Here is a 26,469-nt window from a genome sequence, read left to right as displayed (position 1 = left end):
GTGACGAGCCCGGCGGTCTCGGCTGGCGACGATCAGACTCTGATCGAGCGTTATCTGGAGCACGTGCGGGTCGAGAAGCGTCTGGCACAGCGCACGGTCGAGCTGTATGCGCTGGACCTGCGCAAGCTGGCCGAGTTTGCCGTTGCAGCCCAGATACCGCTGCGTCAGGCGCACAGTGCGCACGTGCGCCGCTGGATCGCGCAGATGCACGGCGGCGGACGCAGCGGACGCGGCATTGCACTCATCCTGTCGGGCTGGCGCGGCTTTTATGCCTGGCTCGGACGCGAAGGCCTGGTGGTTAGCAATCCGGTGCAAGACGTGCGTGCGCCCAAGGCGGCCAAGCCCCTGCCCAAGGCATTGAGTGTCGACGACGCCGTGCAGCTGGCCAGCTTTCACTCTGAAGAGAACGATCCCTGGCTGGAGGCGCGTGACGCTGCCATGGTGGAGCTGCTCTACAGCAGCGGCCTGCGCGTGAGCGAGCTGACCGGTCTGGACGTGGTCGCCAGCGGGTCGGCCCGGGGCTGGATCGACCTGCAGGCCGGCGAAGCCCATGTGCTGGGCAAGGGAAGCAAGCGGCGCAGCGTGCCGGTAGGCAAGGCCGCGATGACGACGCTCAAGCGCTGGCTCGATGTGCGTGCCCAGGTTGGTGTGCCGGTCGAACAGGCGGCGCTTTTCACCGGTCGCAATGGCACGCGGCTGACGGCGCAATCGATCTGGCAGCGCCTCAAGCGGCGCAGCCTGCAGGCGGGGCTGGCCACGCCGGTACATCCGCACATGCTGCGCCATTCGTTCGCCAGCCACGTGCTGCAGTCCAGCAGCGACCTGCGCGCAGTGCAGGAGTTGCTGGGCCACGCCAACATCAGCACCACCCAGGTCTACACACGGCTCGATTTCCAGCACCTGGCCAAGGCCTACGACGCGGCGCATCCGCGCGCGCGCAGCAAGCCGGGCAAGGTTTAGAAACTTTCCCAGTCGCTGTCGGCCGCTCCGGTGGATTTGGCCGCCGGTGCCTTGGGCGCGGTGCTGGCGGGTCGCACGGGCGCGGGCAGGCGCGTGGGGCTCGGTGCGGCCGCGGGTTTGGTGGGGGCCCGGGCTGAGGCCGTCGGCGCGGCTTTGGGCAGGGCGGTCCGTGTGGGGCTTGCCGAGGTGCCCGTATCGCCCGCCAGCTTGAACACGGCCACGGTCTGCACCAGATCCTGGGCCTGGCTCTTGAGGCTGCTGGCCGCCGCCGCCATCTCCTCCACCAGGGCTGCGTTCTGCTGGGTGGTCTGGTCCATCTGTGTGACGGCCTCTCCCACCTGGGCCACACCCGTGCTCTGCTCGCTGCTGGCGGTGCTGATCTCGCCCATGATGTCGGTCACCCGGCGGATGCTGGCCACCACCTCGTTCATGGTGTTGCCGGCCTGGTCCACCAGGGTGCTGCCCTGTTCGACCCGGCCGACGCTGTCGGTGATCAGGGCCTTGATCTCCTTGGCCGCTTCGGCGCTGCGACCGGCCAGGCTGCGCACTTCGGCGGCCACCACCGCAAAGCCGCGGCCCTGCTCGCCGGCCCGTGCGGCTTCCACGGCGGCGTTGAGCGCCAGGATGTTGGTCTGGAAGGCGATACCGTCGATCACGCTGATGATGTCGTGGATCTTGCGCGCGCTTTCGTTGATGCCTTTCATGGTGTCCACCACCTGGGCCACGACTTCACCGCCCTTGACAGCCACGGTGCTGGCGCTCTGGGCCAGCTGGTTGGCCTGGCGCGCGTTGTCGGCGTTCTGTCTGACGGTGGACGACAGTTCTTCCATGGACGCGGCCGTTTGCTGCAGGGCGCTGGCCTGGCTTTCGGTGCGGGCCGAGAGGTCATGGTTGCCCTGCGCGATCTCGGCGCTGGCGGTCGATACCGAGTCGCTGCCCTGGCGTACACGCGTGACCAGCTGGGTCAGTGCGTTCTGCATGTCGAGCACGGCGTGCAGCAGCTGGCCGATCTCGTCCTGGGTGTTGGGCGTGATGCGCGAACTCAGATCGCCCTGGGCCACCTTGCGTGTGAGCTGGGCCGCATAGCCCACGCCACCCGAGATGGTGCGGTTGAGCGTGCGAGCGATCAGCAGACCCAGCACGATGGTCACGAACAGCGCGCCGAGGTTGGCGATCATCACGCTGCGTTGCAGGTTGGTGTTGGTGTCGCGCGCCTGGTTGGCGCCGCCCTGGGACAGTTCCGAGAGGGCGCGCAGAGCGCCCAGCATGGCCTCGAAGGTCTGCAGACCGATGCCTTTGAGGATGTCCATGGCCTCTTCATCGCGACGCTGGCGTGCCAGCGCCGTGATCTCGGCCTGCTGGGCCTGGTACTTTTTCCATTCCGCCTGGAATTTCTCGAAATGGGTTTTTTCCTCGCCGGCCTCGAGGATGCGGGCGTAGGCCTGCGATTCGGTGTCCACCGCCTCGCGCAGGGTGTCCATCTGCTTCTCGAGGGCGCGGCGATCGTCCTCGCCGAAAACCAGCAGGTGCTGGAACTGCGCCGCGCGCAGGCGGCTGGCCTGGGTGCCGAGAAAACCGGTGTGCAGGGCGCTGGGCAGCAGGTGGTCGGACATCTGCCGCGTGTTGTTGTTCAGCGCGTTGGTGCCGAACACGGCCAGCGCCGACTGGATGGCGGCCAGAAACAAGACCAGGACGAAGCCGCCCATCAGCTTGGCCCCGATCTTGACGTCCTTCAATCTCATGGTTATCTCCTCGGGCTATGGCCCTTTGTTCCACTCTAACCAAATTGGCGCAGAAGGGAACCCCGGAAAAGCCCGACAATCCCTGGCATGAAATTGATCCGACTCAAGGAAGGCAAGGAGCGCTCGCTGCTGCGCCACCACCCCTGGCTCTTCGAATCGGCCCTTGCCAAGGGCGGCGGCGACGCCGGCGAGACAGTGCGGGTCGAGTCGGCCCAGGGCGAATTTCTGGCCTGGGCGGCCTTCAGCCCGCAGTCCAAGATCCGCGCGCGGGTCTGGAGCTTTGATGAAAAACAACGCATAGATGCGACTTTTCTCACAGGGCTGGTAGCCGCGGCCATTCGTGCCCGTGCGCGTTTTGACATCCAGAGTGACGGCCTGCGCCTCATCCATGGCGAGGCGGATGGCCTGCCCGGGCTCATCGTCGATCGTTACGGCGATACATTGGTGGCGCAGTTTTTGAGCGCGGGTGCCGAGCGCTGGAAGAGCGTGCTGGCCGACGCCTTGCTGGCCGAGACGGGGCTCAGCCGGCTGTACGAGCGCTCAGACGCCAGCGCGCGCGGGCTCGAAGGTCTGCCGGAGGTGACCGGCTGGCTGCGCGGGGAGGGGCCGACAGGGCTGGTGCTGCGCGAGCATGACTGGCGTCTGGGCCTGGACATCGCCCAGGGGCACAAGACCGGGTTCTACCTCGACCAGCGCGACAGCCGCAAACGTTTTGCCGACTATGCGCGGCGTCTGCAGTTCCAGCGCGTGCTCAACTGCTATTGCTACACGGGGGGGTTCACCGTGGCGGCGCTGGCCGGTGGTGCGGCGCAGGTCACGTCCATCGACTCCTCCGGACCGGCCATCGAAAAGGCACGGGCCAATGTCGCGCTCAACGGTTTCGATGCGGCGCGCACCGAGTTCCTCGACGCCGATGTCAACGCCAGTCTGCGCCGCTTTCTGGAGGAAGGACGCAGCTTCGACGCCATCGTGCTGGATCCGCCCAAGTTCGCGCCCACGGTGGCGCATGCCGAACGGGCCGCGCGCGCCTACAAGGACATCAACCGCCTGGGGCTCAAGCTTCTTGAGCCCGGTGGAGTGTTGTTCACCTACTCCTGCTCGGGCGGCATCAGCGCCGATCTTTTCCACAAGATCGTGGCCTCGGCCGGCACGGACGCTGGCGTCGACGGTTACATCCATGAGCGCATGGGCGGCGCGCCGGACCATCCCATGACGATCAACTTCCCCGAGGGGGAGTATCTCAAGGGCCTGGTCGTGATGCGCAAGGGCTGAGGGTGGCGAATGGCCCTGCGCGGGCCGTCCCTTGAGGTTCTCGCTAAACTCCCCATCTATCCCTTTCCATCCTGCCTGCCCCCGGCGCATGACGCACTGGGCAGCCACTCCATTTTCGAGATTGCATCCATGGCCTTGATCCCCGCCACCATCCTTACCGGCTTTCTTGGTTCCGGCAAAACGACCCTGCTCAAACGCGTGCTGCAGGAAGCGCACGGCCAGAAGATCGCCGTGATCGAGAACGAGTTCGGTGAAGAGAACATCGACACCGACATCCTCGTCTCCGAGACGAAAGAGCAGATCATCCAGATGAGCAATGGCTGCATCTGCTGCACCATCCGCGAAGACCTGCGCGCCACCCTGCAACTGCTGGCGGCCAAGAAGCGCAAGGGCCTGCTGGACTTCGAGCGTGTCGTGATCGAGACCACGGGCCTGGCCGATCCCGGCCCGGTGACCCAGACCTTCTTCATGGACGACGAAATCGCCGAGAGTTTCCTGCTCGACTCCGTCATTACCCTGGTGGACGCCAAGCACGCCGCCCAGCAGCTCAACGATCGCCAGGAGGCGCGCCGCCAGGTGGGTTTTGCCGACCAGATTTTCATCAGCAAGACCGATCTGGTTTCGGCCGAAGAGGTGAGTGCGCTGCAGCACCGCCTGAAGCACATGAACCCGCGCGCACCCCAGAAGGCCGTGCATTTCGGCGAGGTGGCGCTCAAGGAGGTGTTCGATCTGCGCGGCTTCAATCTGAACGCCAAGCTGGAGATCGATCCTGACTTCCTCAAGGAGGAGGACCATGGACACGACCATGCACACCACGACCATGACCACGAGCATGGTGAGCATTGCGACCATCCCTCGCACCAGCACGATGCTGCGCACGGTCATGGCCACCACCATCACCATGACGACGACGTGAAAAGTTTCGTCTTCCGCTCCGAACGCCCTTTTGATGCAGCCAAGCTCGAGGATTTCCTGGGCGCCATCATCAACATCTACGGCGCGCGCATGCTGCGCTACAAGGGTGTGCTCAACATGAAGGGCACGGACCGCAAGGTGATCTTCCAGGGCGTGCACGAACTCATGGGCAGCGACCTGGGCCCGGAGTGGGCCGAGGGTGAGCAGCGCCTGAGCAAAATGGTCTTCATCGGCATCGACCTGCCCAAGGATGTCCTCCTGCAGGGGCTGGAGCAGAGCCTAGTCTGAGGCCCCTGCCGGCGCGAGTGGGCGCCGGGGGTTCCGGTGGCCCGGGCTGTCTCGGTTTTGCAACCCCCGTGCCGTCCGTGTGAAGGTATGTACACTCGCGCCCCATAAATTTTGGTCTGGAGCGGCCCTCGAGTCCCCAATGCGGGTATAACAGCAGGCCAGAAGAAATCTAGCGCAGGCCCAGCTTGCGAGGAGACAAGAAGTGAAAGCCCAACCAGGAAAGGTGTCCGTGTCTTCCAAAGCCAAATCTGCTGCAGGCAAGGCCAAACCGGCCGCCAAGAAAGCTGTTGCCAAACCGGCGGCCAAGGCCAAACCGGCCGTGAAGAAGCCCGCCAAACCTGGGGTGGCCAAGAAAGCCGTGGCCAAGCCGCTCGCCAAGAAGGCGGCTGCCAAGCCGGCGGCCAAGAAAGCTGCTGCCAAACCGGTAGCGAAGAAGGCGCCGGCCCCCAAGGCCAAGGTGGCTGCCAAGCCGGTGGCCAAGAAAGCTGTCGCCAAGGCGCCTGCCAAGCCGGCGGCCAAACCCGTTGTCGCCAAACCGCTGGCCAAGGCCCCCGTGCCGATGCCGGTGAAGGCGCCCGTGCCCGAAGCGCCAGCCCGCACGGCCAAGGCTTCGGCCCGGCTGGCGCAGCTGACCGTTCCCTCCATGGCCCAGACGACGGCTTCCACCGCCGTCAAGGCCAGTTACACCCCGACCATGTCCCAGACCCTGATTGCTCCTCCCCTGCCTTCCTCCGTCAAAAAAGACCCCAAGCTCGCCAACAACTGGAAAACCAAGCCGGCCGACCAACTCAGCGATGAAGAGTTGATGGCCATGCCCGACAGCGAGTACATGAACGACAAGCAGCTGGCCGCCTTCCGTGTGCGCCTGCAGCAGCTCAAGCAGGACATCCTGAACAACGCCGGTGAGACCACCGAGCACCTGCGCGAGGACACTGTCATCGTGCCGGACCCGGCCGACCGCGCCACCATCGAGGAAGAGCATGCGCTGGAGTTGCGTACGCGCGACCGCGAACGCAAGCTGCTCAAGAAGATCGAGCAGTCGATCGGCCGTATCGATGCCAACGACTACGGCTACTGCGACGAGACCGGCGAACCCATCGGTGTGGGCCGTCTGCTGGCCCGCCCCACGGCCACGCTCTCGCTGGAGGCCCAGCAGCGCCGCGAACTCAAGCAGAAGATGTTCGGGGATTGATCCAGAACAGGCCCTTCCTCTGACGCGCACTCCATAATCCTGACATGGCTGAAGACGAAAACAGGTCCGGCTTGTTGTCCAAGGTGGCCAAGTTCGTGCGCAATCCGACCAAGGATTGGTCCGAGCTCGACCAGAAGGAGCCGGAAGCCGACAGCGGCTACAGCAAGGAGGCGCTCAAGGAGATGATCGAGCGCAAGCGGCAGAACGACTTCGTACGCAAGCGCGAGTTCGACCATCTGCGCAAGCTGCGCCGCCGCGAACCGCTGGGCCCGGCCGACCAGGCCGGTCGCCCCTCCTTCTTCCAGAGCAGCCTGACCTCCAACCACGATGACCGCGCGGAGACGCTGAAGAAGATCGACGAGATCGAGGCGCAGATGTCGCGCCAGTGGTGGAAGGGCAAAGAGGCCGGTTCACGCGCCGGTGCCTTTCCAGTTTCCCCTGCCCAGGGCGTTCGCCCCGACGCCGGCCCGACCGAGCCGCCCAGTTCTGCGCCCGTGTCGAACCAGGACGAAGACAGCCGGTTCGAGGCGACCGAGGCCTCGGAGCTGCGCCCCGACAGTCCCCAGTGGGCCGATGCGCCCAGGGGCGGCGGGTACCCCCCCACCCAGCTGGCCGAGAACGCCCCCACCATCCCTGCGCCCATGGGCTTGCGCGATGCGCCGGCGCCCGTCGGCCGCGCCGCGCCTGGCCGCGCGCACCCTCAGCAACAGCCCGCGGCTGTGCGCAGCGGCGCCCCCATGGGGGCCGGTTTCTCGACTCAACGGCTGTATGCCGCGGTGCCGTCCGACAACCTGACCGACCCCGACCTGGAGGACGCTGCCATCCGCTTTGCCAATGGCGATGACGCTGGCGCCGAGGAAAGTCTGCTGGCGGCGCTGCAGGGCGACGGCCTGCGCCCCGACCTGGCCGAGACCTGGATGTCGGCCCTGTTCGACCTTTACCGTGCCACCGGTCAGCAGGCGCGCTTTGACAGCGTGGCCATTGAATTTGCCAACCGTTTCGGCCGCTCGGCTCCGGCCTGGTTTTCCACGCCTGATCTGCTGGGCCGTTCCAAGACCAACACGGCGCCCGCAGCCCGGGCCCCGGCCTCGGCCGCCAGTCCCGCGGATTGGACCAGCCCGGCCCAGCTGGACGCTGCCTCGCTGGAGGAGCTGCAGGCGCTGATGCGCGTGCCCGGTGCCCTGGTACTGGATTGGCAGGGCCTGACCGTCATCGGCCTGGACGCCGTGTCTGTGCTGGCCCGTATGGTGGCGCAGTGGTGCGTCACACCGGCCACGCTGGTCTTTCGCGGCCACGCCAGCCTGGAGCGCGCTTTGCTGGCGCTCACGCCTTCAGGTGACCGCACGGTGGACAACCTGTGCTGGCAGCTGCGCATGGATGCCCTGCGCATCATGCGTCTGCAGGATGCTTTTGAGCTGGTGGCGCTGGACTATTGCGTCACCTATGAGGTGTCACCCCCGTCCTGGCAGGAGCCGCGCTGCAGCTGCGAGTTGCAGGGGGTGATGGATGCAGCCACCGCCGAAGCCGAGGACATCCGTTCGCGCTGGGACGCCCCGAACTCCACCTGGGACGAGCCACTGCAGCATCTGACCGTGCCGATGGGGCTGGAAGACGAGCCGCCCGCGGTGGTCGAGCTGTACGGCGAGATCCTGGGCGACGCGGCCGAGGTGCTGGCCAGGCTGGAGGCCGGCATGGAAGGCGCTACCCGCATGGTGGTGTCCTGTGCCCGCCTGATCCGGGTCGACTTCTCGGCGGCCGGCAGCATCCTGAACTGGGTGGCCGAGCAGCAGGGCAAGGGCTGCCAGGTGCAGTTCCGCGATGTCAACCGCATCGTCGCCGCCTTCTTCAACGTGATCGGCATCTCCGAGCACGCCCGGGTGGTGCCGCGCGCCGCCTGAGGGCGCTTCCCGGCGGGCCAGCTCTGCGGAGCGCCGGACCCGCTGCCGCCCTCAACGCTCCTGGGCGTACGCGCTCAGCGTCTGGATGTCCACCCTGTCGATCTGTGAGGGGGCGATGTGGCGTTCGGCGAACTCGCGCCAGATGCCCTGGTGCAGGAAGATGTCGAACATGTCCCGGCAGAGATGGCCTTCGCGTGCCATGCGCGCCATGATGCCCAGGGACTCGCTCAGTGTCTTGGCCTGTTTGTAGGGCCGGTCGGGCGCAGTCAGGGCCTCGAAGACATCGGCAATCGCAATGATGCGGTCTTCCACTGTGAGCTGGTCGGCCCGCAGGCGGCGCGGGTAACCCTGGCCATTGAGCTTTTCGTGGTGCGTGGCGGCGATGTCGGGCACGCGGGCGAGATGGCGCGGCCAGGGCAGGCGGCGCAGCATGATCAGGGTCTGGACGATGTGGTCGTTGATGCGGAAGCGGTCCTCGGCCGTCAGCGTGCCGCTGCGCACCGAGAGGTTATGCAGTTCGCCCAGGTCGCGTTCGCTGGCCGGCAACTGCATGTCGAAACCCCACACATTGGCAGGATTGTCGCGTTCCACCGGGGGGCGGCGTGTCCCCCAGGGCACGACGTGTTCGGGGCGGTTGGCCAGCAGCGGCTCGGTGACCGGCAGCGGCTGCGGGGCATGCGTGCTCGCGCGCCGGATCTCCTCGATCGACAGGCCCAGGCGGTCATCGAAGTGGCGCTGCCAGGTTTCTCCGGCAATGCGCTGCAGGCGTATGAGCGCGTCGCTGTCGGTCGATTCGGTGCCGACATTGCACAGCGCGACAAAGGCGAAATCATCCTGCAGTTGCTGCTGCCGCTGCTGCAGCCTGTGGCGCAGGGCGACCGCATCGCCATGACCCTCGGCCAGGGCCTGCCAGTAGTCGATGAGGGCATCGCGATGCAGCACCTCGAAACGGGTACGGATCTCGTGGATGCGGTTGTAGATCGTCTCGAGCTTGGTTGCCTTGTCGATGATGTGCTCGGGGCTGGTGATCTTGCCGCAGTCGTGCAGCCAGGCGCCGAGCTTGAACTCGTAGCGTTGCTCGGCGTTCCAGCGCCCCGCGTAAGGGCTGGACGGATCGTCGTTGAGGCGGTCGACGAACATCTCCGCCAGCAACGGTACGCGCTCGCAGTGTCCACCGGTGTAAGGGCTCTTGGCGTCGATGGCATCGGCCAGCAGGCGTATGACACCGTCGAGCAGGCGCTGCTGCGATTCGATCAGACGGCGCGTCTCGATGGAGACCTCCAGGACGCCAGAGAGCTTTTCCGCAAAGGTGCGGAAATCGTCACCGGCTTCGCGCTGATCGGCTCCGAATTGCAGCACCAGCAGACCCAGCAGTTCCTGTTGCCGGCTGCGCAGCTGGATGGCCAGGCTGTCGGCCGACTGCTCCTTGCCGGCCCAGGCCAGGCCGGTCGCCATGGGGACCCGTTGCGGCAGGTTGTGGGCACTGTCCGCGGCGCCATCGCGCCGGCGTGAGACGGCAGTGAGGGCAAGTTCGCTTTCGTCCGCGCCGACCAGATAGACCACCCCCTGGATGCAGCGCGTCGCTTCTACCAACTGGTCGAGGACCTTTTCCAGCATGACCTCGGTCTTGGCTTCGCGGCTGATGGTCTCGGTGATGCCGAGGAAATTCTGCACGGTCTGGCCCATGTGTTGCAGCACGCGGTCGAGTTCCTGCACTTCCTTCAGGTGACTGGGATCGGGGGGCAGTGTCGTTTCGAAATGAAAACGCGCCAGACCTTGCCCGTGCGTCGACAGCTTGCGTATGGCACGGCCGATCTGACGGCCAGCGAGCCAGCCCAGAGGCAACAGCAACAGGGCAATGATCAGGCCTTTCAGAGCCTGCTGCCGAAGGGCGTGGCGCAGGTTGCCGAGCAGATCGTGATCCGGAATGGCGACCAGGATGTCCAGCTGGCTGTTCGGCACGGCGTCCAGCGGCATGCGCATGCCGTACCAGCGTTCTCCGTCAGCTTCGTAGCTGTAGGGCCGCTTGGCCAGCGCTGCGGCGTCGGCCAGGTTTTGCAGAGCCGGAACGCCCAGGGTTGCCAGCGTCTTGAAACTGACGCTGTCGCCCTTCTGGAGCAGGTGGGCATCAGTGCCTGGATAGGCCACCACCTGCTGCTTCTCATCGATGACTGCGATCTGGGTGTCCGGCGTGTAGCGCAGGGCGGCCATCTCCTGGCCGATGTCGGAGATGTCCACATCCAGGCCGAGCACGGCCAGCCCGTCGCGGCTGCGTTCGCTCAGCGTGACGCCGACCTGTCGCGAGGTGTAGAAGACGTAGGGCTGGGTCAACTGCTGCCCCGGCTCGCGCAGGGCATTGTGGTACCACGGACGGGGGCGCGGGTCGAATCCGTAGTCGGGCAGGTTCTGGGTGCGCAGTCTGCGCAGGTTCTGATCGAGGTAGTGCCACTGGCCGACGAGGTGCCTCCCCTGGTCGAGGGACATGCTCTGTACCAGCCAGCGGGCCTGGCCCGGAGCGTCGAAGAGCTGGCGCAGCTCCGGCGTGCCCAGACGGCGCAGCAGAAAAAACTCGCCATTCGGGTAGCCCGCATAGACGGCCGCCAGCAGGGGGTTGTGCTGCAGGATGTCGGCCAGGACGACAACACGTTCGAAGCGCTGCTCCAGGCGGGTTGCGCGCGTCAGGGGGTCAAAGGAGAGCTGCCGCAGAGTGGACTGCGCCGGGCCGATGATGCGCCGGCTCTTCTCGTTGACCAGGTTGCCAAGATCGCTGAAGTTCTGGCTGGCTGCATCCAGCAGGGCGGCACGGGCCGACAGCCAGCTGTTCCACAGCAACACGCCGGCGAGCGCCAGCATGGACGTCACGACCACCGCAGCGATGAGCGACTGCAGGCGGATGGACCAGCCTGCGCGTGGAGTGGGGCGGGGCAGGGCGGAGGCGTTGGTCATGGCAAGAGTCCCCGAGACGCTGTTGTTGCTCTGAATGTACACGGCTGCTCAGGCCAGGGGCCGTGACTGGCGCAGCCCTTGGCAGCCTGACATCCAGCGGCCAGACGTGGCCGGTTTGCTGCACCTTCTTGGTTCACTTGGTGGTTCAAGCATCACATTCATAACGTTTGCTAAGTGCTTAATTTAGAACAATATTTTCATTCTGAATTTCAATGAAATCAGTTCTAAGTCATTGATTTCATTGAAATTTTTCGTGTCATCCCTCTTGTGGCCCATGGTTTTGCTGCTACAGTGCAAAAAAGTGGGATTAAGTGGTGAAAGGTGCGATTGCACTTTTCATCCTCCCGTACTGGTGCAGAAAAAGGGGTTGCGCGCGTGTTTCAAGGGGCTTCGTCGCTGAGTCTGGATGCCAAGGGGCGGCTGTCGGTGCCGACCCGGCACCGTGACGTGCTCAGCGCAACGGCCGGCGGCCAGCTCACCATCACCAAGCACCCGCACGGCTGTCTCATGGTCTTCCCGCGCCCCGAGTGGGAGAAATTCCGCGAGCGCATCGCCGCCCTGCCCATGGCGGCCCAGTGGTGGAAACGCATCTTCCTGGGCAATGCCATGGACGTGGAGATGGACGGCACTGGCCGCGTGCTGGTTTCGCCCGAACTGCGCGCCGCGGCTGGCATCACGCGCGACACCATGTTGCTGGGCATGGGCAACCACTTCGAGCTCTGGGACAAGGCCACTTACGACGCGCAGGAGGCCCAGGCCATGCAGGGCGACATGCCCGACGTCTTCAAGGACTTCTCCTTCTGAAGGAAGACGGTGGAAAACGCCCCATGGACACATACCACCGTCTTGTTGAACGAAGCGATAGAAGCCTTGCTCAACAAGCCGGACGAGTCGGCCACCGAGCCGGCCGATGGCCGCTATGTCGATGCCACCTTTGGTCGCGGCGGGCACTCCCGCCTGCTCCTGTCGAGGCTGTCGCCACAAGGGCGGCTGACCGCCTTCGACAAAGACCCGGCCGCCATTGCCGAAGCGCGGTCGATTACCGATCCGCGCTTTGCCATCCGGCACCAGGGTTTCCGTCACCTTCAAGAACTGCCGCCGGCCAGCGCGGACGGCGTGTTGATGGACCTGGGTGTGAGCTCGCCCCAGATCGACGATCCGACACGCGGGTTCAGCTTCCGTTTCGACGGGCCGCTGGACATGCGCATGGACACCACGCGAGGCCAGAGCGTGGCGCAGTGGCTGGCGACAGCCGAAACAGGACAGATCGCGGAGGTGATACGTGACTACGGTGAAGAACGGTTTGCTGGCCCGATTGCAAAGGCGATTGTCGCGCGCCGACAGGAGCGGGGCCCAATTTCAACCACCGGGGAACTGGCCCAGCTCGTGGCTGACACGGTCAAAACCCGCGAGCCGGGCCAGAACCCTGCAACGCGCACATTTCAGGCTCTTCGGATTTTCATCAATGCCGAGCTTGAGGAGCTGCAAGAAGCGCTAGAGGCAAGTCTCGATGTACTGCAACCCGGAGGGCGGTTGGTCGTGATCAGTTTCCATTCGCTGGAAGACCGCATCGTCAAACAGTTCATCGCGCAGCATTCGCGCGAGGTCTACGACCGCCGTGCGCCTTTTGCCGAGCCGAAACCCATGAAGTTGCGCGCCATCGACCGCATCAAGCCCGGCGCTGCCGAGGTGGCGGCCAATCCGCGCGCGCGCAGCGCCATCATGCGTGTGGCTGTGAGGACCGGGGTATGACGCGGGTCAACCTGGTTCTCCTGCTTGCCGTCCTGGCCAGCGCGCTCTATCTCGTGAGCGTGCAATACGAGTCGCGCCGCCTGTTCGCCGAGCTCGATCGCGCCGTGCTGGAGGCGCGCCACATCGAGACCGCGCGTGAGCAGCTGGAGCTGGAGAAACGCCAGCAGGCGACGGTGCAGCGCGTCGAGAAACTGGCCAAGGACAAGCTGGACATGCGTGCGGCCACGCCGGCCATCACGGACTACGTGAGTTACCAGCCCTACAGCGGCAGCGCGCCCGGCGCCGCTGTTGTGCAGCCGCGGATATCCGGGGGGCGCCTGCAATGAGCAGCCGCAGTATCCAGTACACCTCCAGCCCGCTGCTGGCCAGCCGCACGCCGGTATGGCGCAGCAAGTTCGTCGTCGCCATGCTGGCGCTCAGTTTTGTGGTGCTGGCCGGGCGCGCCGCCTATATCCAGGTACTGTCCAACGACTTCTTCCAGAAGCAGGGCCAGGTGCGCTTCGCGCGCACCCTGGAGCTGCCGGCCAACCGCGGCCGCGTGCTGGACCGCAATGGCCAGATCCTCGCAACCAGCGTGCTGGCCCCCAGCATCTGGGCCATTCCAGAAGATGTGGAGCGCGAGCCGAAGCAGCTGCAGCGGCTGGCGCGCCTGCTGGAGATGCCGCTGGCCGACCTGAACCGCAGGTTGGAGGACGAGGACAAGACCTTTGTCTGGCTCAAGCGCCAGGTCGATGAGACCGTGGCCAAGCAGATCGCCGATCTCGGCATCAAGGGCATCTACCAGCGCAAGGAGTACAAGCGCCAGTACCCCGAGGGCGAGGTCGCCGCCCACCTGGTCGGTTTCACGAGCGTGGAAGATCAGGGCCAGGAGGGGGTGGAGCTGGCCTTCAACCAGACATTGGCTGGCAAGCCTGGTTCACGTCGTGTCATCAAGGACCGTCTGGGCAGTGTGATCGAGGCTGTGGGCACGCAGGTGCCACCGGTCGAAGGGCGCGACGTGCAGCTCTCCATCGACAGCAAGATCCAGTTCTTCGCCTACCAGCGCCTCAAGCAGGCCGTGCGCGACAACCAGGCCAAGGCTGGCAGCGTGGTGGTGCTCGACGCCCAGACCGGCGAAATGCTGGCGATGGCCAACTACCCCAGCTACATGCCGGGCAAGCGCCAGGGTTTCAAGGATGCGCTGCGCAACCGCGCACTGACCGATTCCTTCGAGCCGGGATCCACCGTCAAGCCCTTTGTCGCCGCGCTCGCGCTGGAGAAGGGCCTGGTCACTCCCGCCACATCGGTGCAGATCAGTGCCAGCGGCCGCATGAACGTGGGTGGCTCCACCATCAGCGATACGCATGCCTACCCGGTGCTGACCGTCAGCGAGGTGATCCAGAAGTCCAGCAACATCGGCATCACCCGCCTAGCCATGCAGATGCCGGCCCAGGACCTGTGGGAGATGTACAGCCAGATCGGTTTTGGGCAGCGTCCGCAGCTGCCCTTCCCGGGCGCGGTCAGCGGTCGTCTGCGCCCCTGGAAGACCTGGCGCCCGATCGAGCACGCCACCATGAGCTACGGCTACGGCCTGTCGGCCAGCCTGGTGCAGCTGGCCCACGCCTACACTGTCTTCGCGCACGACGGCGAGCTGATCCCCGTCACCCTGCAAAAGGCCCAGGGGCCGGTCAGCGGTGTGCGCCTGATGGAGGCGCGCCACGCACGCGCCGTGCGCCAGATGCTGCAGCTGGCCACCGGCCCGGGCGGTACGGCACCCAAGGCCCAGACCATGGGGTACTCGGTGGGCGGCAAGACCGGCACCGCGCGCAAGCAGGAGGGTCGCGGCTACGCCGACAAGAAATACCGCAGCTTTTTCGTCGGCCTGGCCCCAATCGCCAACCCGCGCATCATTGTGGCCGTGCTGATCGACGAGCCCGATGCCGGCAAGTACTACGGCGGCGATGTGGCCGCGCCGGTGTTCAGCGAAACGGTGCAGCAGACCTTGCACCTGCTGGGCGTGCAGCCCGATATCGAAGTCAAGCCGCAGATCGTGGCGCAGGTGGGTGAGGGGGCCGCATGGTGACCGAACTGCACACCCCCGTCCAGGCCGCGCAGTGGCTGCATGGCCGTGTGCGTGGCACGCTGCAGACCGACAGCCGGCGGGTGGCCGTGGGCGATGGCTTCATCGCCTGGCCCGGCGCGGCGCGCGATGCGCGCCAGTTTGTGCAGGGCGTGCTGGCTCAGGGCGGGGTGGCCTGCCTGGTTGAGCGCAGCGGCGCTGAGCCCTTCGGCTTTGCCGACGAACGTGTCGCGAGCTACGCCGGCCTGAAGGCCGCCAGCGGCCCGATCGCCGCGGCTTATTACGAACAACCCTCGCAGCAGATCGAGGTTTTGGCCGTCACGGGGACGAATGGCAAGACCTCGACGAGTTGGTGGCTGGCGCAGGCCCTGGAGGCCTTGCAGCCGGGCGTGCCCTGCGGCCTGATCGGCACCCTGGGTGTGGGCCGCGTGCCGGTGCCGGGTTCTTCGGAAGGCGCTGCTGTGGTGAGCACTGGTCTGACCACGCCCGATCCGGTGTTGCTGCAGCAGACCCTGCGCCGATTCGTGGACGAAGGACTGGCGGCCTGCGCCATCGAAGCTTCGTCCATCGGCGTCGCAGAACGCCGTCTGGATGGCACGCAGATCCACACCGCCATCTTCACTAATTTCACCCAGGACCACCTGGACTACCACGGCAGCATGGAGGCCTACTGGCAGGCCAAGGCCGAGCTGTTCGACTGGCCGGGGCTGCGTGCCGCAGCCATCAACCTCGATGACCCCAAGGGTGTCGCGTTGGCAGCGTCGCTGGCCGCCCGTGCGGTGGACCTGTGGACGGTCTCCTTGCGGGCTGATGCAGGCGCGCGCCTGCACGCGCAAGACATCCGCATGGGTGCGCGAGGTGTTCAGTTTCTGGTCTGTGAAGGAGAGACTCGCATCCCATTGAGCACGCAGACCCTGGGCGATTACAACGTGAGCAATCTGCTTGGCGTGATCGCCACGCTGCGCACCCTGGATGTGCCCTTGGTCGACGCGGTGCTGGCCTGCCACGCGCTGCAGCCCGTACCCGGGCGCATGGAATTCCAGGGCGGGGTCGACCTGCCGCTGGCCGTGGTGGACTATGCGCACACGCCGGACGCTCTGGCCCAGGTGCTGCAAACGCTCAAGCCGCTGGCGACGCAGCGCGGCGGCAAACTCTGGTGCGTGTTCGGTTGCGGCGGCGACCGTGATCCGCACAAGCGCCCGCTCATGGGCGCTGCGGCGATGCGCCATGCCGATCACATCGTACTGACCAACGACAACCCCCGCGGCGAGGCCCCTGAGGCCATCGTGGCGCAGATCCGGCCGGGGCTGGTGGGCCATGCCGCGGTGCAGATCGAACTCGACCGGGCGCGGGCGGTGGCGCTTGCGCTGGGGCAGGCGGATGCGCGCGATGTGGTGCTGGTGGCCGGCAAGGGCCACGAGGACTACCAGGAAGCCGCTGGCACGCGCACGCCCTTCTCGGACCGGCAGCAGGTGCAGCAGGCCTTGCGCACCCGTGCAACAGGAGAGGTCGCATGAGCGCCCACACCATCATGTTCAACCTGCAACAGGCGCTGCCCTGGGTGCCCGGCGCACGCCTGGTGGGTGATGGCCTGGTCGGCGTGCAGCGCGTGCACAGCGATACACGCACCCTGCAGCACGGCGACCTCTTCGTGGCGCTGCAGGGCGAACGTTTCGATGGCAACACCTTCATTGCCCAGGCCCAGCACGCCGGTGCCGTGGCAGCCCTGTGCAGCGACGAGACGGCCCTGCGAGCCAGCGGCCTGAGTGGTCTGGTGGTAGCCGACAGCAAGCGGGCACTGGGGCAGCTGGCCACAGGCTGGCGCGCGCAGCACCGGCTGCCGCTGATCGCCGTGACCGGCAGCAATGGCAAGACCACGGTGACGCAGATGATCGCCGCCATCCTGCGCGCCTGGAAGCCGCAGGCCACCCTGGCCACCGAAGGCAATTTCAACAACGAGATCGGCGTGCCCCTGACCCTGTTGCGCCTGCGCGGCACGCACCAACAGGCCGTGGTGGAACTGGGCATGAACCACCCGGGCGAGATTGCCCTGCTGGCCGCCATGGCCCAGCCCACAGTGGCCCTGGTCAACAACGCGCAGCGCGAGCACCTGGAGTTCATGAGCAGCATCGAGGCCGTGGCACGTGAGAACGGCTCGGTGATCTCAGCGCTGGGAGGCAGTGGCACTGCGGTGTTCCCCGCTGACGATACATACAGCACCCTGTGGCATGAGCTGGCGAGCGCGAGGCCGCAACTCACTTTCGCAATCACCGATCGGGCCGACGCGGCCGATGTCAGCTGCGCTGCGCCCCAATGGACGGGCGCTGCTTGGCAGGTCCAGGCCCGTACGCCGGCCGGTGCTCTGCACTACACACTGCACGTGGCGGGTCTGCACAACGTCAAGAACTCGCTGGCCGCTGCCGCCTGTGCGTTGGCGGCCGGTGTGCCCCTGTCGCACATCGCGTTGGGGCTGGGGGCTTTCGAGCCGGTCAAGGGGCGTTCGCGTGCCCTGGCGCTGCAGCTGCGCAGCCGTACCCTGACCCTGGTGGACGACAGTTACAACGCCAACCCGGATTCGGTGCGCGCCGCCATCGACGTGCTGGCCGGCCTGCCGGGCCCGCGCCTGCTGGTGCTGGGTGACATGGGCGAGGTGGGCAGCGAGGGCCCGCGGTTCCATGCCGAGGTCGGTGCCTACGCCCGCGAACGTGGCATCGATCGGCTTTACGCCCTGGGGGAGCAGACCGCCCAGAGTGCGGCGCACTTCCAGGGAGCGCGCCACTTCAGCGACATCGAGGCGCTGAACGCCGCCGTGCTGCAGGCCTTGCCGGATCTGGCCAGTGTGCTGGTCAAGGGCTCGCGTTTCATGCGCATGGAACGTGTGGTGCAGGCCGTGAGCGTCTACGCCGAACAGAACAAGGAAGAACATCATGCTGCTTAGCCTGGCCCAGTGGCTCCAGACCATCTCGCCGGAGTTCGGCTATTTCCGGGTTTTCCAGTACCTGACCTTCCGTGCCGTGATGGCCGCGCTGACGGCGCTGCTGATCGGCCTGGTGGCAGGGCCCTATGTGATCCGCCGGCTGACCGAGCTCAAGATCGGCCAGCCGGTGCGCGGTTATGGCATGGAGACGCATCTTTCCAAGAGCGGCACGCCCACCATGGGTGGTGTGCTCATCCTCATGGCCATCGGCATCTCGACCCTGCTGTGGTTCGACTGGTCCAACCGCTTTGTCTGGATCGTGCTGACGGTCACGCTGGGTTTCGGCGCCATCGGCTGGGTGGACGACTGGCGCAAGGTGGTCAACAAGGACCCCGAAGGCATGCGCTCGCGCGAAAAGTATTTCTGGCAGTCGGTGATCGGCCTGATCGCCGCCTTCTATCTTGTCTTCTCGATTTCCGGCAGCAGCAACCAGGGCGTTTGGGAGTTATTCGTCACCTGGGTTCGTTCGGGTTTCTCGGTCGATCTGCCGGCGAAAGCCGGCCTGCTGCTCCCTTTCTTCAAAGAGGTCACCTACCCGCTGGGTGTGATCGGCTTCGTCGTACTGACCTATCTGGTCATCGTCGGCGCCAGCAACGCGGTGAACCTGACCGACGGCCTGGACGGCCTGGCCATCATGCCGGTGGTCATGGTGGGTTCGGCACTCGGTGTCTTCGCCTATGTCACGGGCAGCGCCGTGTATTCCAAGTACCTGTTCTTCCCGCACATCCCGGGCTCGGGTGAGGTGCTGATCTTCTGCTCGGCCATGGCGGGTGCCGGTCTGGCCTTCCTCTGGTTCAACACGCATCCGGCCCAGGTCTTCATGGGAGATGTGGGGGCGCTGGCCTTGGGCGGCGCGCTGGGAACGATCGCCGTCATCGTGCGCCAGGAGATCGTGCTGGCCATCATGGGCGGCATCTTCGTGGCCGAGGCCCTGAGCGTGATGCTGCAGGTGAGCTGGTTCAAGTACACGAAGAAGAAATACGGCGAGGGCCGGCGCCTTTTCAAGATGGCCCCGCTGCACCACCACTTCGAGAAGAGCGGCTGGAAGGAGACCCAGGTGGTCGTGCGCTTCTGGATCATCACCATGCTGCTGTGCCTGGTGGGCCTGTCGACTTTGAAATTGCGATGAACGAGAACGAAATACCCGACGATCTGCCCCAGCCGGTGCCGCCTCAGGACGAGGCGGCTTCGGCGCATTTGCCGGACGTGAATGAGCCGACAGTGGGCGCGAGCGATGCCATGGCGTCAGATGCTGGACAGGACGTGCCGCCGTCTTCTGCCGATACCGAATCCCAAGGTTCCTTGCCCGCGACTGGCAAGTTGGCCAAGCGGCCCCTGCCCGAAACCCTGACAGCCGCACGTGACGCGGCGGCCTTTGTTGCCCAGTTGTTTACCGAGGCGAGCACGTCCGAACCATCGACTCCGGTCGTGCCGGATGAAAACAGTGGTGTCGCGCCCCAGGAGGAGATCCCCGCCAGCGAGCTGGTGCGCGAGCCCGTGGTGTCGCCGCTGCAAGGCCAGCACGTGCTCGTGCTCGGCCTGGGAGCGTCGGGCCTGGCGATGGTCCGCTGGTGCGTGCGCCAGGGCGCCCGTGTGACGGTGACCGATACGCGTGAAGCACCGCCCCAGCTGGCCCAGCTGCAGGCCGAGTTGCCGCAGGTGGTCTTCCGTTCGGGCGCTTTCGAGGCCGGCCTGGTCGAAGGGCAGGACATCCGCGCGGTCTTCAAGAGCCCGGGTCTGTCGCCGGCCATGGTGGCACCGGTCTGGTCGGCTGCGCAAGCCATGGGTCTGTGGGTGGGTGGTGAACTGGATCTGTTTGCAAGGGCCTTGCGTGACTTGCAGGCCGAGCGGGCCTATGCCCCCAAGGTGCTGGCCATCACCGGCACCAACGGCAAGACGACCGTGACCTCGCTCACGGGCCAGCTGGTGGACCATGCTGAAAAGTCCGTGGCGGTGGCCGGCAATATCGGCCCCAACATGCTCGACGTGCTGGCCCGGCACATCGATGCCGGCACCCTGCCCGAAGTCTGGGTGCTGGAGCTCTCAAGTTTCCAGCTCGATGGCGTGTCGGGCTTTGAACCTACCGCCGCCGTGGTGCTGAACCTCACGCAGGACCACCTGGACTGGCACGGGAACATGGAAGCCTATGGCGCCGCCAAGGCCCGCATCTTCGGCAGCCAGGGCCTGCTGGTGCTCAACCGGGACGACCCTGCGGTGATGGCCATGCTGCCCGAGCCGGTACGCGTCAAATTGCAAAAACCACAGTGGCGCGAGTACCTGAGCTTTGGCGCCGAAATGCCGCAGCGCCCGGGTGACTACGGTATCGAGATGGTCAACGGCATGGCCTGGCTGGTGCGTGCGCAGGAAGCCGACGAGACGCAGAAACGGAAGAAGGGTGAAGAGGAGGAACTCTTCATCCAGCGCCTGATGCCTGCCGACGCGCTGCGCATCCGTGGCCGGCACAACGCCACCAACGCGCTGGCCGCGTTGGCGCTGGCCCAGGCCGCCGGCTGCGCACTGGGACCCATGCTGTATGGCCTGCGCGAATACCGCGGCGAGCCCCATCGCGTCGAGCCGGTGGCCATCGTCAACGAGGTCGAGTACTTCGATGACAGCAAGGGCACCAATGTCGGCGCCACCGTGGCCGCCCTCACCGGTCTGGGCACGGAGCGGCGCATCGTCGTCATCCTGGGCGGTGACGGCAAGGGCCAGGATTTTTCCCCCCTGTATGCCCCGGTGCAGCGTTATGTGCGAGCCGTGGTGCTGATCGGACGGGACGCGCCGGCCATCCGTGCTGCCGTGCAGGGCACAGGTGTGCCCTTGTTCGATGCGACCACCTTGCCTCAGGCCGTGGCCCTGGCGCAGCAGCAGGCGCAGGCGGCGGATGCCGTGCTGCTGTCGCCGGCCTGCGCCAGTTTCGACATGTTCAAGGGGTATGAGGAACGCGCGCGCGTGTTTGTCGAGGCGGTGCGGGCCTTGTCAGATGAAGGGGGCTTGGCATGACAGCCATGGCCCAACGCATCAGAGGCTGGTTCGGCGCTGCACCGGCGAGCGATGCCCTGCCTGTGCGTCTGGGGCCACAGGGCTATGGGCGCGGCAGCAGTCAGCCCGTGCGCCTGTCCGACTTTGACCATGCACTGATCTGGGTGGTGGTCGGCCTGCTGGCCTGGGGCCTGGTGATGGTCTATTCGGCCTCCATCGCGCTGCCCGACAATCCGAAATTCGGCCGTTATGCCCACACGCATTTCCTCAGCCGCCACCTGCTCTCGCTGGTGGTGGCCTTTGTGGTGGCGCTGATCGCTTTCCAGATTCCCATGGCGAAATGGGAAAAGATGGCGCCCGTGCTGCTGCTGATCGCCTTCGCCCTGTTGGTGGCCGTGCTGATCCCCGGTATCGGCAAGGGCGTGAACGGCGCACGGCGCTGGATCTCACTGGGGGTGATGAACTTCCAGCCGTCGGAGCTCGCCAAGCTGGCCGTGTTGCTCTACGCGGCCGACTACATGGTGCGCAAGATGGACGTGAAGGAGCATTTCTTCCGTGCCGTCGCCCCCATGGGAGCCGCGGTGGCGCTCATCGGGGTGCTGCTGCTGGCCGAGCCCGATATGGGCGCCTTCATGGTGATCGCGGTCATCGCCATGGGCATCCTTTTCCTGGGTGGGGTCAATGCCCGCATGTTCTTCCTGATCGCCGCCATCCTGCTGGTGGCTTTCGTGCTGATGATCGCGCTCAGCGAATGGCGGCGCGAGCGTATCTTTGCCTACCTCAACCCCTGGGACGAACGCCATACCCTGGGCAAGGGTTACCAGCTCTCGCACTCGCTGATCGCCTTCGGGCGTGGCCAGATCTTCGGCGTGGGCCTGGGTGGCAGCGTCGAGAAGCTGCACTGGCTACCCGAGGCCCACACCGACTTCCTGCTGGCCGTGATCGGCGAGGAGTTCGGTCTGCTGGGGGTGCTGACCATCGTCGCACTTTTCTTCTGGCTGACCCGCCGTGTCATGCACATCGGCCGCCAGGCCATCGCGCTGGACCGCGTCTTCGCGGGCCTCGTGGCCCAGGGCGTGGGCGTGTGGATGGGCTTCCAGGCCTTCATCAACATGGGTGTGAACCTGGGCGCCCTGCCGACCAAAGGTCTGACCCTGCCCTTCATGAGTTATGGGGGCTCGGCCATTCTGATGAACATGGTGGCGGTTGCCATCGTGCTACGTATCGACTACGAGAACAGACAACTCATGCACGGAGGGCGCTCATGAGCAAGTGCGCTCTTGTGATGGCCGGCGGTACGGGGGGGCACATCTTCCCGGGCCTGGCCGTGGCCGAGGCCCTGCGTGAACGCGGCTGGCGCGTGCACTGGCTGGGCAACCAGAGCGGCATGGAGGGCCGGCTCGTGCCGCCGCGCGGTTTCGCTTTCGAGAGCATCGATTTCGGCGGCGTGCGTGGCAAGGGCCCGCTCACACTGGCCCTGCTGCCACTGCGCCTGCTCAAGGCCTTCTGGCAGAGCATCCAGGTGGTGCGCAAAGTGAAACCCGATGTGGTGCTGGGTCTGGGTGGCTACATCACCTTCCCGGCCGGCATGATGGGCGTCCTGTTAGGCAAGCCTCTGGTACTGCACGAGCAGAACTCGGTTGCGGGCATGGCCAACAAGGTGCTGGCCGGTGTGGCCGACCGCGTGTACACCGCCTTCCCCGGTGCGATCAAGAAGGCTCAGTGGGTGGGCAATCCTCTGCGTGCAGCGTTCCTGCAGCAGCCTGCACCCGCTACGCGGTTTGCTGGCCGCAGTGGGCCCTTGCGCCTGCTGGTGGTGGGCGGCAGCCTGGGTGCTCGCGCCCTGAATGACACCGTGCCGCGCGCGCTTGCGCTGATCCCGGCCGAGCGACGTCCGCAGGTGATTCACCAGAGCGGTGCCACACAGATCGACGCCTTGCGCGCAGGCTACGCGGCCGCCGGTGTACAGGCCGAACTCACGCCTTTCATCGATGACACGGCTTCCGCCTTCGCTGCGGCCGACCTCATCCTCTGCCGCGCCGGTGCCAGTACCGTGACCGAGATCGCCGCCATCGGCGCCGCCGCGGTGTTTGTACCCTTCCCCGCGGCGGTCGACGACCACCAGACCACCAACGCCCGTTTCCTGGTGGACCAAGGCGCGGGCCTGCTGCTATCCCAGAAAGACATGACTCCGGAACGACTCGCCGACCTGCTGCAGGCCACAGACCGCGGCACCCTGCTGCAGTGGGCGCAGCAGGCACAGAAGCTGGCCAAGACCGATGCCACCGGCCAGGTGGTGGCGGCGTGTGAGGAGCTCGCACGATGAAACATGCGATCAAACACATCCACTTCGTAGGCCTGGGCGGCTCGGGCATGTCCGGTATCGCCGAGGTGCTGCACAACCTGGGCTACACGATCTCGGGCTCGGACCTCAGCGACAGTGCCACGCTCAAGCGCCTGGGCGGACTGGGCATCAAGACCTGTGTGGGCCACGCACCGGGCAACATCATCGGCGCCGATGCCGTGGTCACGTCCACGGCCGTCAAGCCCGACAACCCGGAAGTGCTGGCCGCACGCGAGAAGCGCATCCCCATCGTGCCGCGCGCCGTCATGCTGGCCGAGCTCATGCGGCTCAAGCAAGGCATTGCCATCGCGGGCACCCATGGCAAGACGACCACCACCAGCCTGGTGGCTAGCGTGCTGGCCGAGGCTGGGCTGGACCCGACCTTCGTGATCGGCGGGCGCCTGAACAGTGCTGGCGCCAATGCGCGGCTGGGCAGCGGCGACTACATCGTGGTCGAGGCCGACGAGTCGGACGCCTCTTTCCTGAACCTGCTGCCGGTGATGGCCGTCGTGACCAATATCGACGCCGACCACATGGAAACCTACGGGCACGATTTCGGCAACCTCAAAAAAGCCTTTGTCGATTTCCTGCATCGCATGCCTTTCTACGGGACGGCCATCCTCTGCACCGATGACGCGGCAGTGCGCGAGATCCTGCCCGAGGTCAACTGTCCCATCACCAGCTACGGTTTTAACGAACAGGCCCAGGTGCGCGCGGTGAACGTGCGGGCCGTGGCCGGGCAAATGCACTTCACCGTGCAAAGACGCAACGGCGTGGTGCTGCCGGACATGGATGTGGTGCTCAACCTGCCGGGCCGACACAACGTGCTCAACGCCCTGTCGGCGATTGCCGTGGCGGCCGAACTGGACATCGCGGACGCCGCGCTGCTCAAGGCCCTGGCCGAATTCAAGGGCGTGGGCCGTCGCTTCCAGCGTTACGGCGAGGTGAAGGCCAGAGACGGCGGCACGTTCACGCTGATCGATGACTACGGCCACCACCCGGTGGAGATGGCGGCCACGCTCGCCGCGGCGCGCGGCGCCTTTCCCGGGCGGCGCCTGGTGCTGTCCTTCCAGCCGCACCGCTACACACGCACGCGCGACTGTTTCGAGGATTTCGTCAAGGTCATCGGCGAGGCCGACGCCGTGCTGCTGGCCGAGGTCTACGCCGCGGGCGAGGCGCCCATCGTAGCGGCCGACGGTCGCAGCCTGGCGCGCGCGCTGCGCGTGGCCGGCAAATTGGAGCCGGTGTTCGTGGACGACATCACCGCCATGCCGCAGGCCATCCTGGACAACGCGCAGGCTGGTGACGTGGTGATGTGCATGGGCGCGGGTTCCATCGGTGGCGTGCCGGCCAAGGTGGTTGAACTGCAGGGGATGGGAAAGAAGTGAGCAAGGACGCTGTGAATCTGGGAAAAGTGGCTGTGTTGATGGGCGGCTCGTCCGCCGAGCGCGACATTTCGATCATGTCGGGTACGGGTGTGCTCAAGGCACTGCTGTCGCGCGGGGTGGATGCCCACGCCTTCGATCCTTCGGTACGAGATCTTGGTGAGCTCAAGCGCGAAGGGTTTGCGCGCTGCTTCATTGCGCTGCACGGCCGCTTCGGCGAGGACGGTACCGTGCAGGGCGCACTCGAATTGCTGGGCATCCCCTACACCGGTTCGGGCGTGATGGCTTCGAGCATCGCCATCGACAAGGTCATGACCAAGCGCATCTGGCTGGCCGAGGGCCTGCCCACGCCGCAATGGCGCAAGGTGGCCAGTGCCGACGCCACCCGGGCTGCCTTCTCCGCGCTCGGCGCACCCATGATCGTCAAGCCCGCGCGCGAGGGTTCGTCCATCGGCCTGAGCAAGGTCATGACGGTGGACGATTGCGAGACCGCCTATGCCCAGGCGGCGCAGGTCGACGAACAGGTGCTGTGCGAGCAGTTCATCAGCGGCGAAGAGGTCACGGTGCCCGTGCTGGGCAGCGGCCCTGAAGCGCGTGCCTTGCCGGTGATCCGCATCGTGGCGCCCGATGGCAATTACGACTACCAGAATAAGTACTTTACCGACGATACGAAATACCTGGTGCCCTGTGGCCTGCCCACGGGCGAGGAGGAGCAGATCCAGCAGATCGTGCTGCGCGCCTACCAGGTGCTGGGCTGCCGCGGCTGGGCCCGCGCCGATGTGATGATTGACGCCCGTACGCGCAAGCCTTATCTGCTGGAGATCAACACCTCACCCGGCATGACCGGGCACTCGCTGGTGCCCATGTCGGCCAAGGCCGCGGGCATCAGCTACGAAGACCTCTGCGTGTTGCTGCTGCAGGCGGCCGCACTGGACCATGGAGGCACGCACGCATGAACCCCAGCCTGCCCGTTCCCCTCGACGTCAAGCTCATGAACTTCACGGCCAATCTGCTGCTGCTGGGTTTCATGCTGCTGGCGCTGGGCACGGGCGGGCGCTGGTTGATGCAGCACCCGGTGTTCGCGATCCGGGGGCTGACCGTGCTGGGCGACATCAGCCACACCAGTGCGCTGACGCTGCGCGCGCACGTGGGTTCGCAGCTCAAGGGAACCTTCCTCACCGTCGACCTGAATGCCGTGAGGCACGCCTTCGAGACGGTGCCCTGGGTGCGCCGTGCCGTGGTGCAGCGCGAGTTTCCCAACCGTCTGCGCGTGATCCTGCAGGAGCACCAGGCCGTGGCCTATTGGGGCGAGGAGGGTGAGTCGACCCTGGTCAACAGCCATGGCGAAGTGTTTGAAGCGAATCTGGGCGAGATCGAGCAGGACGAACTGCCGCGCCTGGACGGCCCGGTGGAGCAGTCGGCCCAGGTGCTGGCCATGTACCGCGAACTGCAGCCCCTGTTCGAGGCGCTGGATCTGTCCATCGAGCAACTCGTGCTGAGTGGCCGCGGCAACTGGCAGCTGCAGCTGACCAGCGGCGCAGCCATCGAGCTGGGCAGCGGTGGGGTGCCTGAGCTCACTGCGCGGGCGCGGCAGTTTCTCGGCACGGTGGCGCAGGTGGCGGCCCACCACGGTCGCAAGCTGGATGCGCTGGAAGGTGCCGATCTGCGCTATGGACAAGGCTATGCGCTGCGGCTGCGCGGTGTGAGCACGGTGTCGGCGCAGGCCGCATCCAGGAAGAACTAGGAACAAGGACACA

General features: G+C 66.0%; 20 protein-coding genes. 18 read left to right on the top strand and 2 right to left on the bottom strand.

The window, feature by feature from the left end; genetic code table 11:
• Positions 1-960, top strand: coding sequence for a tyrosine recombinase XerC (locus AC07NT_RS16195; protein ID WP_498600084.1), 960 nt, complete (start codon positions 1-3; stop codon positions 958-960).
• On the opposite strand, the gene AC07NT_RS16190 is transcribed toward AC07NT_RS16195, so the two are convergent.
• Complete coding sequence (locus AC07NT_RS16190; protein ID WP_498600086.1) at positions 957-2,702, bottom strand: methyl-accepting chemotaxis protein; 1,746 nt, start codon at positions 2,700-2,702, stop codon at positions 957-959. The two genes, AC07NT_RS16195 and AC07NT_RS16190, sit on opposite strands and share 4 nt — an antisense overlap.
• A gap of 87 nt (positions 2,703-2,789) precedes the next feature.
• Between AC07NT_RS16190 and AC07NT_RS16185 the strand changes: the two genes are divergently transcribed.
• The 4 genes from AC07NT_RS16185 (at position 2,790) to AC07NT_RS16170 (ending at position 8,267) form a co-directional block, all read left to right on the top strand.
• Positions 2,790-3,974 carry a class I SAM-dependent rRNA methyltransferase gene (locus tag AC07NT_RS16185; RefSeq protein ID WP_498600087.1) on the top strand — a complete coding sequence of 395 codons (1,185 nt, stop codon included), beginning with the start codon at positions 2,790-2,792 and terminating at the stop codon, positions 3,972-3,974.
• A gap of 129 nt (positions 3,975-4,103) precedes the next feature.
• Positions 4,104-5,177: a CobW family GTP-binding protein gene (locus AC07NT_RS16180; protein ID WP_498600089.1), complete on the top strand. Its 1,074-nt coding sequence runs from the start codon at positions 4,104-4,106 to the stop codon at positions 5,175-5,177.
• Between the two features lie 229 nt (positions 5,178-5,406).
• Complete coding sequence (gene dksA, locus AC07NT_RS16175; RefSeq protein ID WP_498600091.1) at positions 5,407-6,369, top strand: RNA polymerase-binding protein DksA; 963 nt, start codon at positions 5,407-5,409, stop codon at positions 6,367-6,369.
• Between the two features lie 44 nt (positions 6,370-6,413).
• Positions 6,414-8,267 (top strand): type IV pilus assembly protein FimV, encoded by a 1,854-nt coding sequence (locus tag AC07NT_RS16170; protein WP_498600093.1) that lies wholly within the window; start codon positions 6,414-6,416, stop codon positions 8,265-8,267.
• Between the two features lie 51 nt (positions 8,268-8,318).
• Here the strand turns inward: AC07NT_RS16170 and AC07NT_RS16165 are convergent, their stop codons facing one another.
• Complete coding sequence (locus AC07NT_RS16165; protein ID WP_498600095.1) at positions 8,319-11,213, bottom strand: HD domain-containing phosphohydrolase; 2,895 nt, start codon at positions 11,211-11,213, stop codon at positions 8,319-8,321.
• A 375-nt stretch (positions 11,214-11,588) separates the two neighbouring features.
• Between AC07NT_RS16165 and mraZ the strand changes: the two genes are divergently transcribed.
• The 13 genes from mraZ to AC07NT_RS16100 all read left to right on the top strand — a co-directional run bounded on the left by mraZ (position 11,589) and on the right by AC07NT_RS16100 (position 26,456).
• Positions 11,589-12,017, top strand: a complete 429-nt coding sequence (gene mraZ, locus AC07NT_RS16160) for a division/cell wall cluster transcriptional repressor MraZ (protein ID WP_498600097.1) — start codon at positions 11,589-11,591, stop codon at positions 12,015-12,017.
• A gap of 9 nt (positions 12,018-12,026) precedes the next feature.
• A complete protein-coding gene (rsmH, locus tag AC07NT_RS16155; protein ID WP_498600098.1) occupies positions 12,027-12,965 on the top strand; it encodes a 16S rRNA (cytosine(1402)-N(4))-methyltransferase RsmH in 939 nt (312 codons plus the stop codon).
• Positions 12,962-13,291, top strand: coding sequence for a cell division protein FtsL (gene ftsL, locus AC07NT_RS16150; protein ID WP_498600100.1), 330 nt, complete (start codon positions 12,962-12,964; stop codon positions 13,289-13,291). The genes rsmH and ftsL overlap by 4 nt, the downstream gene beginning before the upstream one ends.
• Positions 13,288-15,027 (top strand): peptidoglycan D,D-transpeptidase FtsI family protein, encoded by a 1,740-nt coding sequence (locus AC07NT_RS16145; protein WP_498600101.1) that lies wholly within the window; start codon positions 13,288-13,290, stop codon positions 15,025-15,027. The genes ftsL and AC07NT_RS16145 overlap by 4 nt, the downstream gene beginning before the upstream one ends.
• On the top strand, positions 15,021-16,541 hold the full coding sequence (locus tag AC07NT_RS16140) for a UDP-N-acetylmuramoyl-L-alanyl-D-glutamate--2,6-diaminopimelate ligase (protein ID WP_498600103.1): 1,521 nt from the start codon (positions 15,021-15,023) through the stop codon (positions 16,539-16,541). Before AC07NT_RS16145 ends, AC07NT_RS16140 begins: the two co-directional genes overlap by 7 nt.
• Before the next feature lie 14 nt (positions 16,542-16,555).
• Positions 16,556-17,962, top strand: a complete 1,407-nt coding sequence (locus AC07NT_RS16135) for a UDP-N-acetylmuramoyl-tripeptide--D-alanyl-D-alanine ligase (RefSeq protein ID WP_498600210.1) — start codon at positions 16,556-16,558, stop codon at positions 17,960-17,962.
• On the top strand, positions 17,952-19,130 hold the full coding sequence (mraY, locus tag AC07NT_RS16130) for a phospho-N-acetylmuramoyl-pentapeptide-transferase (protein ID WP_498600104.1): 1,179 nt from the start codon (positions 17,952-17,954) through the stop codon (positions 19,128-19,130). Before AC07NT_RS16135 ends, mraY begins: the two co-directional genes overlap by 11 nt.
• A 371-nt stretch (positions 19,131-19,501) precedes the next feature.
• A complete protein-coding gene (murD, locus tag AC07NT_RS16125) occupies positions 19,502-21,004 on the top strand; it encodes a UDP-N-acetylmuramoyl-L-alanine--D-glutamate ligase (RefSeq protein ID WP_498600211.1) in 1,503 nt (500 codons plus the stop codon).
• On the top strand, positions 21,001-22,251 hold the full coding sequence (gene ftsW, locus AC07NT_RS16120; RefSeq protein WP_498600105.1) for a putative lipid II flippase FtsW: 1,251 nt from the start codon (positions 21,001-21,003) through the stop codon (positions 22,249-22,251). The genes murD and ftsW overlap by 4 nt, the downstream gene beginning before the upstream one ends.
• Positions 22,248-23,309, top strand: a complete 1,062-nt coding sequence (murG, locus tag AC07NT_RS16115) for an undecaprenyldiphospho-muramoylpentapeptide beta-N-acetylglucosaminyltransferase (protein ID WP_498600107.1) — start codon at positions 22,248-22,250, stop codon at positions 23,307-23,309. The genes ftsW and murG overlap by 4 nt, the downstream gene beginning before the upstream one ends.
• The gene (gene murC, locus AC07NT_RS16110) at positions 23,306-24,715 is read left to right on the top strand and encodes a UDP-N-acetylmuramate--L-alanine ligase (protein ID WP_498600109.1); all 1,410 of its coding nucleotides are present in this window, start codon (positions 23,306-23,308) and stop codon (positions 24,713-24,715) included. Before murG ends, murC begins: the two co-directional genes overlap by 4 nt.
• The gene (locus AC07NT_RS16105) at positions 24,712-25,668 is read left to right on the top strand and encodes a D-alanine--D-alanine ligase (RefSeq protein WP_498600110.1); all 957 of its coding nucleotides are present in this window, start codon (positions 24,712-24,714) and stop codon (positions 25,666-25,668) included. The genes murC and AC07NT_RS16105 overlap by 4 nt, the downstream gene beginning before the upstream one ends.
• A complete protein-coding gene (locus tag AC07NT_RS16100; protein WP_498600112.1) occupies positions 25,665-26,456 on the top strand; it encodes a cell division protein FtsQ/DivIB in 792 nt (263 codons plus the stop codon). The genes AC07NT_RS16105 and AC07NT_RS16100 overlap by 4 nt, the downstream gene beginning before the upstream one ends.
• Positions 26,457-26,469: the final 13 nt, after the last annotated feature.

Source organism: Hylemonella sp. GW821-FHT10B10 (assembly GCF_059415585.1).
This window is presented reverse-complemented; position numbering and strand designations above follow the sequence as displayed.